16 protein-coding genes are annotated in these 13,889 nt (G+C 70.8%); 4 read left to right on the top strand and 12 right to left on the bottom strand.

What is annotated here, in order from left to right; all coding sequences use genetic code 11:
- Positions 1-44: 44 nt before the first annotated feature.
- Positions 45-1,991: a gamma-glutamyltransferase family protein gene (locus tag ACIO52_RS13910; RefSeq protein ID WP_316575306.1), complete on the top strand. Its 1,947-nt coding sequence runs from the start codon at positions 45-47 to the stop codon at positions 1,989-1,991.
- On the opposite strand, the gene ACIO52_RS13905 is transcribed toward ACIO52_RS13910, so the two are convergent.
- From ACIO52_RS13905 to ACIO52_RS13885, 5 genes are all read right to left on the bottom strand, one after another.
- Positions 1,988-2,521 (bottom strand): GNAT family N-acetyltransferase, encoded by a 534-nt coding sequence (locus tag ACIO52_RS13905; RefSeq protein ID WP_402644013.1) that lies wholly within the window; start codon positions 2,519-2,521, stop codon positions 1,988-1,990. The genes ACIO52_RS13910 and ACIO52_RS13905 overlap by 4 nt on opposite strands.
- Before the next feature lie 10 nt (positions 2,522-2,531).
- Positions 2,532-3,044: a PH domain-containing protein gene (locus ACIO52_RS13900; RefSeq protein ID WP_218718259.1), complete on the bottom strand. Its 513-nt coding sequence runs from the start codon at positions 3,042-3,044 to the stop codon at positions 2,532-2,534.
- A complete protein-coding gene (gene ribH / locus ACIO52_RS13895; protein ID WP_218718260.1) occupies positions 3,041-3,517 on the bottom strand; it encodes a 6,7-dimethyl-8-ribityllumazine synthase in 477 nt (158 codons plus the stop codon). Before ribH ends, ACIO52_RS13900 begins: the two co-directional genes overlap by 4 nt.
- A gap of 31 nt (positions 3,518-3,548) precedes the next feature.
- Complete coding sequence (locus ACIO52_RS13890; RefSeq protein ID WP_218718261.1) at positions 3,549-4,793, bottom strand: bifunctional 3,4-dihydroxy-2-butanone-4-phosphate synthase/GTP cyclohydrolase II; 1,245 nt, start codon at positions 4,791-4,793, stop codon at positions 3,549-3,551.
- Between the two features lie 126 nt (positions 4,794-4,919).
- Positions 4,920-5,543: a riboflavin synthase gene (locus ACIO52_RS13885; protein ID WP_218718262.1), complete on the bottom strand. Its 624-nt coding sequence runs from the start codon at positions 5,541-5,543 to the stop codon at positions 4,920-4,922.
- A gap of 542 nt (positions 5,544-6,085) precedes the next feature.
- On the opposite strand from ACIO52_RS13885, the gene ACIO52_RS13880 reads away from it, so the two are divergent.
- Positions 6,086-6,556 (top strand): hypothetical protein, encoded by a 471-nt coding sequence (locus tag ACIO52_RS13880; RefSeq protein ID WP_308248466.1) that lies wholly within the window; start codon positions 6,086-6,088, stop codon positions 6,554-6,556.
- Positions 6,557-6,569: 13 nt separating this feature from the next.
- Here ACIO52_RS13880 and rpe read toward each other — a convergent pair whose 3' ends face one another.
- Positions 6,570-7,223 carry a ribulose-phosphate 3-epimerase gene (rpe, locus tag ACIO52_RS13875; protein ID WP_218718275.1) on the bottom strand — a complete coding sequence of 218 codons (654 nt, stop codon included), beginning with the start codon at positions 7,221-7,223 and terminating at the stop codon, positions 6,570-6,572.
- A gap of 98 nt (positions 7,224-7,321) precedes the next feature.
- Between rpe and ACIO52_RS13870 the strand changes: the two genes are divergently transcribed.
- Positions 7,322-7,744 (top strand): anti-sigma factor, encoded by a 423-nt coding sequence (locus ACIO52_RS13870; protein WP_402644006.1) that lies wholly within the window; start codon positions 7,322-7,324, stop codon positions 7,742-7,744.
- Positions 7,744-8,619, top strand: a complete 876-nt coding sequence (locus ACIO52_RS13865) for an RNA polymerase sigma factor SigF (RefSeq protein ID WP_218718265.1) — start codon at positions 7,744-7,746, stop codon at positions 8,617-8,619. The genes ACIO52_RS13870 and ACIO52_RS13865 overlap by 1 nt, the downstream gene beginning before the upstream one ends.
- 1 nt (position 8,620) lies before the next feature.
- On the opposite strand, the gene ACIO52_RS13860 is transcribed toward ACIO52_RS13865, so the two are convergent.
- The 6 genes from ACIO52_RS13860 to ACIO52_RS13835 all read right to left on the bottom strand — a co-directional run bounded on the left by ACIO52_RS13860 (position 8,621) and on the right by ACIO52_RS13835 (position 13,827).
- Positions 8,621-8,995, bottom strand: a complete 375-nt coding sequence (locus ACIO52_RS13860; RefSeq protein ID WP_218718266.1) for an MmcQ/YjbR family DNA-binding protein — start codon at positions 8,993-8,995, stop codon at positions 8,621-8,623.
- A 158-nt stretch (positions 8,996-9,153) separates the two neighbouring features.
- On the bottom strand, positions 9,154-10,518 hold the full coding sequence (locus ACIO52_RS13855; RefSeq protein WP_402644003.1) for an RsmB/NOP family class I SAM-dependent RNA methyltransferase: 1,365 nt from the start codon (positions 10,516-10,518) through the stop codon (positions 9,154-9,156).
- A 170-nt stretch (positions 10,519-10,688) separates the two neighbouring features.
- Positions 10,689-10,952, bottom strand: a complete 264-nt coding sequence (locus tag ACIO52_RS13850; RefSeq protein WP_402644001.1) for a hypothetical protein — start codon at positions 10,950-10,952, stop codon at positions 10,689-10,691.
- Between the two features lie 318 nt (positions 10,953-11,270).
- Positions 11,271-12,194 carry a methionyl-tRNA formyltransferase gene (gene fmt, locus ACIO52_RS13845; protein WP_218715831.1) on the bottom strand — a complete coding sequence of 308 codons (924 nt, stop codon included), beginning with the start codon at positions 12,192-12,194 and terminating at the stop codon, positions 11,271-11,273.
- Positions 12,194-12,733 carry a peptide deformylase gene (def, locus tag ACIO52_RS13840; protein WP_218715832.1) on the bottom strand — a complete coding sequence of 180 codons (540 nt, stop codon included), beginning with the start codon at positions 12,731-12,733 and terminating at the stop codon, positions 12,194-12,196. The genes fmt and def overlap by 1 nt, the downstream gene beginning before the upstream one ends.
- A gap of 77 nt (positions 12,734-12,810) precedes the next feature.
- On the bottom strand, positions 12,811-13,827 hold the full coding sequence (locus ACIO52_RS13835) for an esterase/lipase family protein (protein WP_402643996.1): 1,017 nt from the start codon (positions 13,825-13,827) through the stop codon (positions 12,811-12,813).
- Positions 13,828-13,889 lie beyond the last annotated feature (62 nt).

The following is a 13,889-nucleotide window of genomic DNA, read 5'->3' as shown; positions in this document are numbered from 1 at the left end:
GAAATAATCGGCCGGGCCGGGCCGCGCGGGGTTACGCTGCCAGGATGACGCCAAGGCGACAGACGTGGATCGGGGCCGCGGCGGCCGGACTTCTCACGGTGGGTCTGCTGACGGGCTGCTCGTCCGAGGACTCCGCGGCAGCCGAGTGCACGAGTACGCCGAACGGTACGCCCGTCTCGGCCGCTCCGGCGACGAACGCCCCGACCACGCAGAACCTCAGCACGAACCCGGAGATCGCGTCGGGCTACCGCTCGGGCATGACCGCGGTGCGCACCCGCACCTACGCGGTCTCCACCGCGAACCCGCTGGCCACCGAGGCCGCGTGCCGGGTACTGCGGGACGGCGGCACCGCTGCCGACGCGCTGGTCACCGCACAGGCGGTGCTCGGGCTGGTCGAGCCGCAGGCCTCCGGCATCGGCGGTGGCGCGTTCCTGGTGCACTACGACGCGAAGTCACGCACCGTCGAGGCCTACGACGGCCGCGAGACCGCGCCCGCCGCGGCCACCGAGAACTACCTGCGCTGGGTCAGCGACACCGACCGCACCGAACCGGCCCCGAACACCCGGGCCAGCGGACGCTCGATCGGAGTGCCCGGGGTGCTGCGGATGCTCGAACTCGCCCATCGCGACCACGGGCTGACCGCGTGGAAGGAACTGTTCGACCCGGCGATCAGCCTGGCCGACAGCGGTTTCGAGATCAGTCCCCGGCTGGCGGGCCAGATCGCCGAGTCGGCCAAGGACCTGGCCGCCGACGAGGACGCCCGCGGGTACTTCCTCGAGGCGGACGGCTCGCCGAAGAAGTCCGGCACCGTCCTGACCAACCCGGCCCTGGCCAAGACGCTGTCCGCGATCGCGGGCGACGGCGCGCAGGCGTTCTACAGCGGCGCCATCGCCCAGGACATCGTCGAGGCGGCGGGCAGCACCGCGGGCGGGCGCACGCCCAGCCTGCTGACCGCCGGCGATCTGGCCGGGTACCAGGCCAAGAAGCGCACCGCGCTGTGCACCGGCTACCGCAAGTTCGAGCTGTGCGGCATGCCCGCGCCGTCCTCGGGCGGCAGCACCGTCGCCGCCACGCTGGGCATCCTGGCCAACTTCGACATCCCGTCGTTGCGCCCCCAGGACCTCGACGCCGACGGCGGTCGGCCCGACGCGCAGGCCGTGCACCTGATCTCCGAGGCCGAGCGGCTCGCCTACGCCGACCGCAACAAGTACGTCGCCGACCCGGATTTCGTTCCACTGCCGGGCAATTCGGTGCTCTCGCTGGTGCATCCGCAGTACCTCAAGCAGCGGTCCACCTTGATCGACCCGCAGCGCAGTATGGGCACCGCGAAGCCGGGCGACCTCGGGCCGGTCCCGCTGGGCAACGGCCCGCAGCCGCCCGAGCACGGCACCAGCCACATCTCCGTCGTCGACAAGTACGGCAACGCCGCCGCCATGACCACCACGGTCGAGTCGGCGTTCGGTTCGTTCCACTTCGTCGACGGTTTCGTGCTCAACAACCAGCTCACCGATTTCGCCGCCGACCCGCTCGACCCGGACGGCACCCCGGTGGCCAACCGCCTGCAGCCCGGCAAGCGCCCGCGCAGTTCGATGGCGCCCACCCTGGTCTTCGACCGCGACGACGCGGGCAACCGCGGCGACCTCACCTTGGTCACCGGCTCCCCCGGCGGCTCGGTGATCATCCAGTTCGTGGTGAAGACCCTGATCAACACCCTGGACTGGGGCCTGGACCCCCAGCAGGCGGTCTCGGGCGTCTCCTTCGGCGCGGGCAACACCCCGGTCACCGGCATCGGCGGCGAACACCCCGCCATCGACGCCACCGACAACGGCGACCACGACCCCCTCGTCCAGCGCCTGCGCGCGATGGGCCACCAGGTCTCGGTAGCACCGCAATCGAGCGGCCTGAGCGCCCTGCAACGGGACGGCAAGGACGGCTGGATCGGCGGCGCCGACCCCCGCCGCGAAGGCGCCGTCCTCGGCGACACCCGCTAAGGCCGCGCCCCCATCGGATACAGCTCGACCTCGGCCACCCGCACCGGGTCGGTCACCCGGAAGCCGAACCGCTCGTAGAACGGCACGTTCGACGCCCGGGTCGCCACCAGGAACGCAGGCCCGGCGGCGCTGTCCATGCGCCGCCGGATCAGCTCGGCCGCGTGCCCACGACCCTGCCGATCCGGGCGGGTGCCGATGGTCGCGAGATACAGGTGCGGCTCGTGCGGCCGGGTGCCGTCGATACTGCGCAGCGCGGGCAGCGCCTTGGGCAGGCTCCGGCCGAGGGCACGCAGCAGCGTGATCCGCTTGGCGAGGGTCGACTCCACCCCGGGCGGCTCCCACATCGCGACGGCGGCGACGGAGCCGTCGTCGGCGTAGGCGAGGTCGACCGCGCCGTGCCGGCGACGGGAGGCCAGACGCGATTCCCACAGCAGCGGCAACGCTTTTCGGCGGCGTGCCGGGTCCGGCCAGAGGTAGCTCATCAGTGGGTCGTCGGCGAAGGCGGCGGCCAGGACCTGCGCGGGCGTCATGCCCGCGAGACTACCGAGCCGGGTCGGTGCCGGGTGCGGCGTACTTGGCGCCGAGTTCGCGGAGGCGTTCGATGGCGTCGGCGGCGTGGGACTTGTCGTTGGAGCGGATCGCGAGCATGGGGACGTAGTCGTCGTCGGCCAGTTCGAGGCGGGCCCAGGACTTGCGGTCGGGGAAGGACGCGCCACGGATGTAGGACCAGGGGTACTCGTGGTCACCGAGGATGTTGCGGACCGAGACGCCCGCGGCGCCCGCGCGCACCCGGGGACGGGTGAGCAGCAGGACCGCGGCCGCGCCCAGCACGCCGATCAGGATCATCGCGATCTGGTCGGCGAAGCGGAAATTCACACCGGTCGAGCCGGTGCGCAGCAGCAGACCGCCGAAGGTGAAGAAGACCAGGATGACGATCGCGACGACCACCGAGGTCCGGATCGCCCGGCGCGGACGGACCTCGAACTCCCAGGCCGACTCCGGTTCGGGGGCACCCGAACCGCGCCGCCAGGTCCGCACCACCGGCACGGTCACGCCGATCGCAGCGCGCGCAGGGTGAGCGCGGCGTCGAGGGCGGCGGCACAGGCCTGCTCGCCCTTGTCCTCCGCCGAACCGGGCAGCCCGGCGCGGTCGCGCGCCTGCTCCTCGTCGTTGGTGGTCAGCACACCGTTGGTGACGGGAGTGGCCGCGTCCAGCGACACCCGGGTCAGGCCCGCGGTCACCGCGTCACACACGTACTCGAAATGCGGTGTGCCACCACGGATCACCACGCCCAGCGCGACGACGGCGTCGTGCGTGCGGGCCAGTTCCTGGGCGACCACCGGCAGTTCCATCGCACCGGCGCAGCGCACCACGGTCACCTGCTCGACGCCGGCTTCCTTCGCGACCCGCTGCGCGTTGGCGACGAGGGTGTCGCAGATCTCGGTGTGCCAGCGCGAGGCGACGATGCCGAGCTTGAGGTCTTTGGCCTGGGCCAGCGCGAAGGACGGGACACCCGTGCCGCTCATCGTTGTCGCCTTTCGGGAGTGTGCGTGGTGATCACTGCGCGGTTTCGCCCAGATCCAGGTCGTCCAGGCCGATCAGGTCGTGGCCCATCCGATCCCGTTTGGTGCGCAGGTAGTGCAGGTTCTCGGCGTTGGCGCGCAGCGGCATCGGCACCCGCTCGGTGATCCGCAGGCCGTACCCGTCGAGCCCGACACGCTTGGCCGGGTTGTTGGTGAGCAGACGCATCGACCGGATGCCGAGGTCGACCAGGATCTGCGCCCCGGTGCCGTAGTCGCGCGCGTCGGCGGGCAGGCCCAGATCGAGGTTGGCGTCGACGGTGTCGCGGCCGGTGTCCTGCAGCTGATAGGCCTGCAGCTTGTGCATCAGGCCGATGCCGCGGCCCTCGTGCCCGCGCATGTAGAGCACGACACCGCGGCCCTCGGCGTCGACCATCTCCAGCGCCGCGTCCAGCTGCGGACCGCAGTCGCAGCGCAGCGAACCGAAGACGTCGCCGGTCAGGCACTCGGAGTGCACGCGCACCAGCACGTCCTCACCGTCGGCGATGTCGCCGCGCACCAGCGCGACGTGCTCGGCCTCGTCGAAGATGCTCTGGTAACCGACCGCCTTGAAATCGCCGTGCGCGGTCGGGATCCGCGCCTCGGCCACCCGCACGACGTGCTTCTCGTGCTTACGCCGCCAGGCGATCATGTCGGCGATCGAGATCATCGCCAGGTCGTGTTCGTCGGCGAAGACCCGCAGCTCGTCGGTGCGGGCCATGTGGCCGTCGTCCTTCTGGCTGACGATCTCGCAGATCACGCCCGCCGGGCGCAGTCCGGCCATCCGGGCCAGATCGACCGCGGCCTCGGTGTGGCCGGGGCGACGCAGCACGCCGCCGTCCTTGGCGCGCAGCGGCACCACGTGACCCGGCCGGGTGAACTCGTCGGCCTTGGCCTGGGCGCTGGCCAGCAGCCGCATGGTGACCGCGCGGTCCGCGCCGGAGATGCCGGTGGTGATGCCCTCGCGCGCGTCGACCGAGACGGTGTAGGCCGTGCCGTGCTTGTCCTGGTTCATCGCGTAGGCGGGCGGCAGGCCGAGGCGGTCACAGTCGTCGCCGGTCAGCGGCACGCAGATGTAACCGGAGGTGTAGCGGATCATGAACGCGACCAGCTCCGGGGTGGCCTTCTCGGCCGCGAAGATGAGATCGCCCTCGTTCTCACGATCCTCGTCGTCCACGACGACGACAGCCTTACCGGCCGCGATATCGGCGACCGCGCGCTCGATGCTGTCCAACCTGGTCACGTCTGCTTGCTCCGTAATCTTGGCGGCCGGGGCCGCGTGTTTCTCGGCCTGCCGGCCTCGATTCGCATCGGATACCACATTACGACGTGCGATCGGTGGTTCCGATGACCGCATGCCGCCTGGTGGTCATCCGCGCTGGGCGAGTCGCTCCACGTACTTGGCGATCACATCGACCTCGAGATTCACCATGGTGCCGACCGGGGCGGTGCCCAGCACGGTCAGCGCCAGCGTGGTCGGGATCAGCGACACCTCGAACCAGTCGCGATTGCCGTCCGCGGCGGGCTCGTCGGCGATGCCGAGGCCCGAGACGGTGAGGGAGACGCCGTCGACGGTGATCGAGCCCTTCTCCACCACATACCGCGCGATCGCGTCGGGCAGCGAGATCCGCACGACCTCCCAGTTCTCCGACGGGGTCCGCGAGAGGACGGTGCCGGTGCCGTCGACGTGGCCCTGCACGAGGTGACCGCCGAGGCGGCTGTCGAGCGCCGCGGCCCGCTCGAGGTTGACCCGGGAGCCGGCGACCAGCGCGCCGATGCTCGACCGGTTCAGCGTCTCGGCCATGACGTCCACGGTGAAACTGTCGCCGTCGACCACGTCGACCACGGTCAGACAGACACCGTTGACGGCGATCGAATCACCGTGTCCGGCATCGGAAGTCACCAGCTTGCCGCGGATCGTCAACCGGGCGGCGTCGGCCAGCTGTTCGGTGGCGACGATCTCGCCCAGCTCTTCGACGATCCCTGTGAACATGCCTGCACTCCCTTGTCGCGTCATCCGTACCCGTTGGGCCCAACAGCAGGTGCGTGGCCGCTATTCCCGGCGGTACCCGCTCGCGCACAGCCTAGTGGCGAGCTCCGTGAGCCCCGACGGGTCGGGGTCGAATCAGACCTCGAGCATGATCACGTCCGGGAAAACGAGCGGCGGCGCATCGAACGGTCGGCAAACAGACATCGACATGACGCAACCCCACCGTTAATCATTCCGGCGGTAATCGTTCAATCGAATTTTCGGCGAACCGGTCCCGGCCATTCACTCGACGGCTCTAACCTGGCTTTTACCCCGGAATTCCGAACTCGAAACACGGTGATTCGAATGCTTGCGCCGCGGATGCCATTGACGCAATATTGTTACGTCACCGATTCTTGCCGTTCAACTGATGATCATGGGCAGGTCGGTGGCGCATCCGACCTGCGGCCAGGCCGCGGGGAGTTCGACCCAGGGATAGTCCACCACTCCAGGAAGTCAGACAACACTGTGGGTCACAACAGGTTCGAAAGATGTGGGGGTGCCGCGTGAGCACATTGGTCGATTCCACGCTGGAAATTCGTTGCGTCCGTTATCGGCGGGAACTCCACCTGCCCGCGACGATCGATCCGGACTCCCGTCGCATTCTGCTCCAGATCGGCGCGCATTACGGCGCGGTCACCATGCCGGGTGATCTCGGCGAGCGGGTGCAGGCCCGGTTGCGCGGCGCCGCGATCGCGGGCCCGGTGGTCGACCACCCACGGGCCAGGCGCTGGACGTTCCTGACCGGCCCGTGCCGCCCCGAGACCCTGACCGCCACCGCCTCCGCCGAGCTGTTCCGGCTCTACGCCACGGTCGCGTGCAACGGCAGCCAGATCGTGCTGCCCTCGCCCGACGACGAGCGCACCGGCTACCGCACCTGGGTGCAGGCTCCGGAGGCCGCCGACAACCGGCCCCCGCTGCACGCCGTGATCGACGCGGCGCGGGCGCTGGGCACCCGCAAACTCCGCTCCCTCTGACCGGATTCGCGCGCTACAGCCAAGCCGACGTCGCCATGCTGCGCAGGGTCTGCACGGCGGCGCCGGGATCGGCGGTGTTGTAGACGGCCGAGCCGGCGACGAAACAATCGATGCCGGCCGCGGCGGCCTGTTCGATGGTGTCGGTATTGATGCCGCCGTCGATTTCCACGACGAGCCGCAATTCGCCCGCGTCGACGAGATTGCGCACGATCCGCGCCTTCTCCAGCACGCCCGGGATGAACGACTGCCCGCCGAAGCCGGGTTCGACGCTCATCACGAGCAAGGTGTCGAATTCCTTGAGGATTTCCAGGTACGGCTCGATCGGGGTGTTCGGCTTGACCGAGAGCCCGGCCTTGGCGCCCGCGGCGCGGATGTCGCGGGCCACCGCGATCGGGTCGTCGGTCGCCTCCGCGTGGAAGGTGACGTTGTAGGCGCCCGCCTCGGCGTAGCCCGGCGCCCAGCGGCCCGGGTCGTCGATCATCAGGTGGCAGTCGAAGGGGATGTCGGTCGCCTTGAGCAGACTCTGCACGACGGGCAGGCCGAGTGTGAGGTTCGGCACGAAATGGCCGTCCATCACGTCGACGTGGAGCCAGTCGGATCCTTCGACAGCGGCGGCCTCGGCGGCCAAATTCGCGAAGTCCGCAGACAGGATGGACGGGGCGATCATCGGCGCGGCCGGGCGGGTGAACGTCGGTGTGGACACAGCGCGCAAGTGTAGCGACCAAATGGTGATTGCCCTGCCGGGATGTGGGTAGCCTCCATAGGGTGACCAATTTTTCGGCGGAACAAGGGCTGTTCAGCGCCCCGGTGGAGATTCGCGTAGCAGCATCACTGAACCAGCTGCCGATCCTGCGCGGGCTGGCCGAAACCCTGGTCCTACTCAGCGATTTCACCCTCGACGAGGTCGCCGACGTGCGCCTGGCCGTGGACGAGGTCTGCTCGACGCTCATCGCGATCGCCGCGCCCGATTCGGCGCTCACCTGCGAATTCGTCGTCGGTGACACCGAACTGCTGGTGCGCGTCGACGGGGTGGCCGCGGCCGAGGGCATGCCCGACCAGCGCAGCTTCGGCTGGCATGTGCTGCGCACGCTCAGCGACGAGGTGACCGCCGATCAGGCGGGCTTCGACGCGGCCGTGTCCGGCTATCCGACGACGGTCCGATTCCGTCGGGTCCGGGGGAAGGCGTAGTGCACGGCGAAGACACCACCGAAGACCACAAGCCCGACCAGGAGACCCGCGCCGACACCGTCACCGAACCGGAGAACCCCGCCGAGGACACCGTCGACGACACCGAGACCGAGGAACCGGTCTCTGGATACGACGACGTCAGCGTCCTGTTCGAGCGGCTGGCGGCGACCACGCCCGGCAGCGTCGAGCACGCGGTGGCGCGTGACGCGCTGATCAACCGCTGCATCCCCCTGGCCGACCACATCGCCAGGAAGTTCAGCGGTCGCGGCGAACCGTTCGACGATCTGTCGCAGGTGGCGCGCGTCGGCCTGGTGCACGCGGTGGACCGGTTCGACCTCAGCCGCGGCTCGAACTTCCTGTCCTTCGCGGTGCCCACGATCATGGGTGAGGTCCGGCGCTACTTCCGCGACAACACCTGGGCGATGCGGGTCCCGCGCCGGGTCAAGGAGACCCACCTCCGGATCGGGGCCGCGGTCGACCAGCTGTCGCAACGGCTGGGCCGCTCCCCCACCGCGAAGGAGATCGCGGCCGAGCTCGAGGTCGACCCCGACGAGGTCACCCAGGCGGTCATCGCGGGCAACGCGTATCAGCCGACCTCGATCGATGCCGCGTCGGTCGGTCGCGACAGCGACGCGTCGCTGCTCGACACCCTGGGCGAGGAGGAATCGCAGTTCGACCGGGTCGAGGAGTACATCGCGGTTCGTCCGCTGCTGGCCGGGCTGCCCGAACGCGAGCGCCGCATCCTGACGATGCGCTTCTTCGAATCGATGACCCAGACCCAGATCGCCGCCCAGCTGGGAATCTCCCAGATGCACGTCTCGCGCATCCTCGCGAAAACCCTTGCCCGCCTGCGCGAATTGTCCGAACGGGACTGAGCTACCCGTCGCGCCGGGACAACGACGTCCCCGCCGCGCCCTGCCGTTCGCGCCGCATCCGGGCCGGCGCCCGCAGCCACCAGGCACTGTCGACGAGTTCGGCGAGCTGGTCGGGATCGACCGCCGTGAGATCGATCAGGATGAACGGATGCCCGTCGTAGTGCGGTGTCGTATAGAACGCCGGGTCGCCGGCGGCCAGCAGCGCTTCCTTCTCGGCCGGTTCACACAGCAGGGCCAGGCCGCCCTCGGCCTCGACGCGTAACCGCGCGAAGCCCTTGCCACCGACTTTCAGTCCCGGAGTGCGCCACCAGGTGCCTTCCTCGACACCCGGTAGCGCCGTCGCCACCGCGACCACCTGTTCCCATGTCATCGCCATGCACCGATTCTGCGCCGCCGCGGGGCGCGACGATTGGACGAATGTCGCGTGTCTGCCCGTCGCCGGGTCCAACTCCGACGAAGGCAGCGCGGCCCGCGGCGACGCAGCGCAGCGGGTACCTGGCGTGATGTCGACACCGCCGCGTCGGCGGCGCCGGGTCAGCCGAGCGGTTTGCGCAGGGCCGCGAGGAACATCGCGTCGGTGCCGTGGCGATGCGGCCACAACTGTGCCGACGGGCCGTCGCCCAGATCGGTGACACCGGGCAGGTACTCGCGGGTGTCGAGTTGCTCGGCGCCCGAGCGGCGGACGAAATCGCCGACGACGCCGACGGTTTCGGCCAGATGCGGCGAGCAGGTCGAGTACACGACCACCCCGCCGGGGCGCAGCAGGTCCCAGGCGGCGGCGAGCAGTTCGCGCTGCATGGTGACCAGTTCCGGCACATCGGCCGGGGTGCGCCGCCAGCGCGCTTCCGGACGGCGGCGCAGCGCGCCGAGACCCGTGCACGGCGCATCGACGAGGATACGGTCGTAGCCTGGGGTCAGCCCGCTGTCGCGGCCGTCGGTGACATGCACGGTGACCGGCAGCCCACGGGTGGACTTGCGGACCAGTTCGGCCCGGTGCTCGGCCGGTTCGACGGCGTCGACGGTGAACAGGTCGATCGCGGCCAGCGCGCCCAGCAGCGCCGCCTTGCCACCCGGTCCCGCGCAGAGATCGAGCCAGCGGCCCTGATCCGGGCCGTCCAGGGGCGCCCTGGTCAGCGCGAGGGCGACCAGCTGACTGCCCTCGTCCTGGACGGCCGCGATGCCCTCGCGGACCGGCTCCAGCTGACCGGGGTCGCCGCCGTCGAGGTACACCGCGTACGGCGACCAGCGGCCCTCCTCGCCGCCGGTGACCAGCGCGAGTTCCTCGGCGGTGATCTCACCGGGCCGCGCGACCAGGTGCACGACCGGGCGCTCGTCGTCGGCGGCCAGCAGCGCGCCCAGCTCGCCCGCCCGCGCGCCGAGCGCGTCGGCGAAGGACTGGGCGATCCAGGTGGGATGGGCGTATTCGAAGGCGAGACCGCCGACGGGATCGGCGGGCGCCAGTTCGGCCACCCACTGCTCGACCGTCTTCTCCCCCGCCCGGCGCAGCACCGCGTTGACGAAACCGGCACGGCCCTGGCCGAATTCGGCGCGGGCCAGGTCGACGGAGGTGTCGACCGCGGCGTGCGCGCTCGTGCGGGTGCGCAGCAGCTGGTAGACGCCCAAGCGCAGGATGTCGAGGATCGGCCCGTCGATCTCGGCGACCGGGCGGCCGGCGCACGCCGCGATCACCGCGTCGAGCTGCCCCTGCGACCGGCTCGCACCGTAGGTGAGTTCGGTCGCGAACGCGGCATCGCGTCCGCTGATCTTGCGCTCGCGCAACAGCTTCGGCAGCACCAGGTTGGCGTAGGCATCGCGATCACGTACCGCGCGCAGCACATCGAGGGCCACTTCGCGCGCCGGATCGACGGGCTCGCCGCGCCGCTTGCGCGGACTCGGCACACTCGGATCCGGCCGATCCTCACGCCTGCGCTCGGTACCTCGCCCGGCCTGGCTACCGCCACGCTCACTCGCCGGCCGTTTGCCACCACGCGCGGCATCGCCACCCGTGCGAGCACCACCGTCGCGCCCCGCGCCCCCACGAGGATCCCCGGCGCCACCGCGCGAATCCGTCACGCGCGCACCGCGATCCCCGGCAGGCCGACCGCCGGTCGCACCACCACGACCTTGCGGACCACCCGATCGGTCGTCCCGACCACGCCGATCGTCGGCGCGACCGCTCGCCCGTGTGCCGTCGCCACCGCGATCATCCGCAGACGCGCGCCCGCCGTCCCCACGACTCCGATCGCCACCGCGACCCCGGAGATCGCTCGCACGACCCCTCTCGCCGCCACCGCGCGAATCGCCCGCGCCACGCCGCCGGTCGCCCGCGCCACGAGTGCCCTCGTCGCTGCCGCTCGAGCCCCGGCCCCGCTCGTCCCGACGCCAGTCGCTCGCGCCACGCCCACTGGCACTCTCGCGCCGGTCGTCCGTACCGCCGTACCGCCGGTCGGCGGCCTCACCGCGAGCGTCCGCCCAGCGCGCACCGCCGGTGCGCTGCGGAGCTGCGCCGCCCGCGCGGACCGTCCCGCCGCCCTTGGCGGCACGCGCCGCCCAGCCGCCGTCGACGTCCTTGCCGGCGACCTTCTTCTCGTCCCGGGGCGTCGTGCCGCCGCGGGCGTCGGCTTCCCGGCGGCGCCGGCGATCGGAGGCGCTCATCCGATCACCTGACCCGGTGCCAGGCGCGCGCCGCGGGCCCAGTCGAGGGCGTTCATCATCTTCTTACCGGGTGGCTGGACCTGCCCGAGCCGGATCGCTGTGGTCGACGTACCGACGAAGACGCCGGACTTGCGCACCTCGATCTCGCTTTCGGGCAAGGTTTCCTCCACCATCTCGACCGGGCCCAGTTTGAGCCGCAGTCCGTTCATCTCGGTCCACGCGCCGGGCGCCGGGGTGACGGCCCTGATGCGACGGTGGATGGCCAGTGCGGGCTCGTCGAACCGGATCCGGCCCGCTTCCACGGTCACCTTGGGCGCGTAGGACACGCCGTCGGCGGATTGCGGAATCGCTTGCAGCGTCCCGTCTTCCACTCCGTCGAGGGTCCGCTCCAGCAGGACCGCGCCGCCCTCGGCCAGCCGACCGAGCAGCTCGCCCGCGGTGTCGGTGACGTTGATCTTCTCGGTCATCACGCCGTACACCGGGCCGGTGTCGAGCCCGGCCTCGATGCGGAAGGTCGACGCGCCGGTCATGTCGTCACCGGCGTCGATCGCCGCCTGCACCGGTGCCGCGCCGCGCCAGGCGGGCAGCAGCGAGAAGTGCAGGTTGATCCAGCCGTGGGCGGGAATATCGAGCACCTGCTGGGGCAGCAGCGCACCGTAGGCGACCACGGGGCAGCAGTCCGGCGCGAGCTCGGTCAGCGCGGCGACGAACTCGGGGTCGGCCGGCTTGCGGGGGGTGAGTACCGGAATGCCGTGCTCGTCGGCGAGCTGACCGACCGGCGAGCGCAGCAGCTTGCGACCGCGACCGGCGACGGCATCGGGCCGGGTGACCACGGCGATCACCTCGTGCCGATCGCTGTCGATGAGCCGCCGCAGCGACGGCACCGCGGGTTCGGGGGTGCCTGCGAAGACGACGCGCATCAGCGGCCACCGCCGACACCGCTGGACTCACGCACGGTGACGCCGTTGCGGAACCAGTCGGATTCGCGGATGGTCCGCATCGCGTCCTTCCGGTCGCCGGGCTCGAGCTTGCTGACGAACAGCACGCCGTCGAGGTGATCGGTCTCGTGCTGCACACACCGCGCGAGCAGCCCCTCGGCCTCGAATTCGACCGGCGCACCGGCGCTGTCGACGCCGGAGACCTCGACCCGCAACGCCCGGCGCACGTCGTAACGCACGCCGGGGATCGACAGGCAGCCTTCCGGCCCGACCTGCTCCTCGTCGCCGATCGCCGACCACTGCGGGTTCACCACGTGGCCCGCGGCGTCGCCGGTGTCGTAGACGAACACCCGCAGCCCGACCCCGATCTGCGGCGCCGCCATCCCGACCCCGCCGTCGTCGTGCATGGTCTCGGTGAGATCGGCGATGAGCTGACCGAGTTCGGCACCGAACTCGGTGACCGCATCCGCACGGGAACGCAGAATCGGATCGCCGAACAGGCGAACGGGCTGAATGGTCACGCGGCGGCTCCCGGCTGGACGAAGTGCGGTCGTCCCATTCTAGTGACCGCGGCCGATGCTCCCGCCCGGCGTGGTCGTCAGGAGTTCCCGGCGATGATCACCTGGGGAATGCCGGTGCCGAGCGCGACCGGTGTGCACACGGGCGCCGGCGCGTGGGCCGGATCCAGCACCCGCAGCAGCAGCTGCTGCACGAACGGGTCGTAGACCATGTGGAAGTGTCCGGTCAGGTCGTCGGCGCACAGATCCTGCAGGACCAGGTTCTCCGCGCCCGGGCCGTGCAGGGCGATGTTGTTGAAGGGCTGGATCATCTCGTCCACGCGGCTGCCGACGGTGACGTAGCGGACGCCGGGCACGGTGTCGCCGCCCGCGTTGAGCTCGACCATGAGCGGCTCGCCCTGCGCCTGCTGGACCGCCGCCGTCGAGGTGACCTCGGCGAAGACGTCCATCATCCCGGGCACCGCCTGCCCCACCGGGACCAGGCCGTACATGACGCCGCCGTAGCTGGGCGAGGCGAGGCCGACCCAGGTGCCGACCTTCGCCGCCCCGCCGAGCTTGTTGACGTAGTAGCGGCTGACCGTGGCGCCCTGGGAGAAGCCGACCAGGTCGACCTTCGTGGTCCCGGTGACCGCCAGCACGTCGTCGACGAACGCGGCGAGCTGGGCGAAGCTGACCCGCATGTCCTCGGTGCCGTAGGTGTCGGCGCCCGGCGCGCCGCCGTAGTTGAGCGCGAACACGCACATGCCCGCGTCCACGAGCTGCGGACCGATACCCGCCCAATCGGAGTACGCGCTCGAGTCGGTACCGTGCACGAGCACCACCGGACGCGGATGGTCGGCGGTCGGCTTACAGCCGAAGTTGTTGACCCCCAACGGAACCGCGGTGGGATGCGTGTCGAGGTAGCGGGCGGCGGCGAGATGGTCGGTTTGCCGGGGACCCGGCTCGTTCGGCACCAGGGCGGGCCGGTATCCGGCCGGTTCGGCGGCGGCGGGCGAGGTCAGCGTCGCCGCGAACACCGCGGCCACGGCTAAGGCGATCGCGCCCGTTCGTCGCCTTTGTGCCGTTCCCCAAACCCACCTGCGCCGCGGCTGTTCCATATCCCAAAGAATTACACCGTCCGCACAGGTTTCGCACCCCCGGGAAGAGGGTATGAGTGCCC

This window comes from Nocardia sp. NPDC087230 (assembly GCF_044744725.1).
GTDB classification, from domain to species: domain Bacteria; phylum Actinomycetota; class Actinomycetes; order Mycobacteriales; family Mycobacteriaceae; genus Nocardia; species Nocardia canadensis.
The sequence above is the reverse complement of the archived record's forward strand: the minus strand, read 5'-3'. Positions and strand labels throughout refer to the sequence as shown.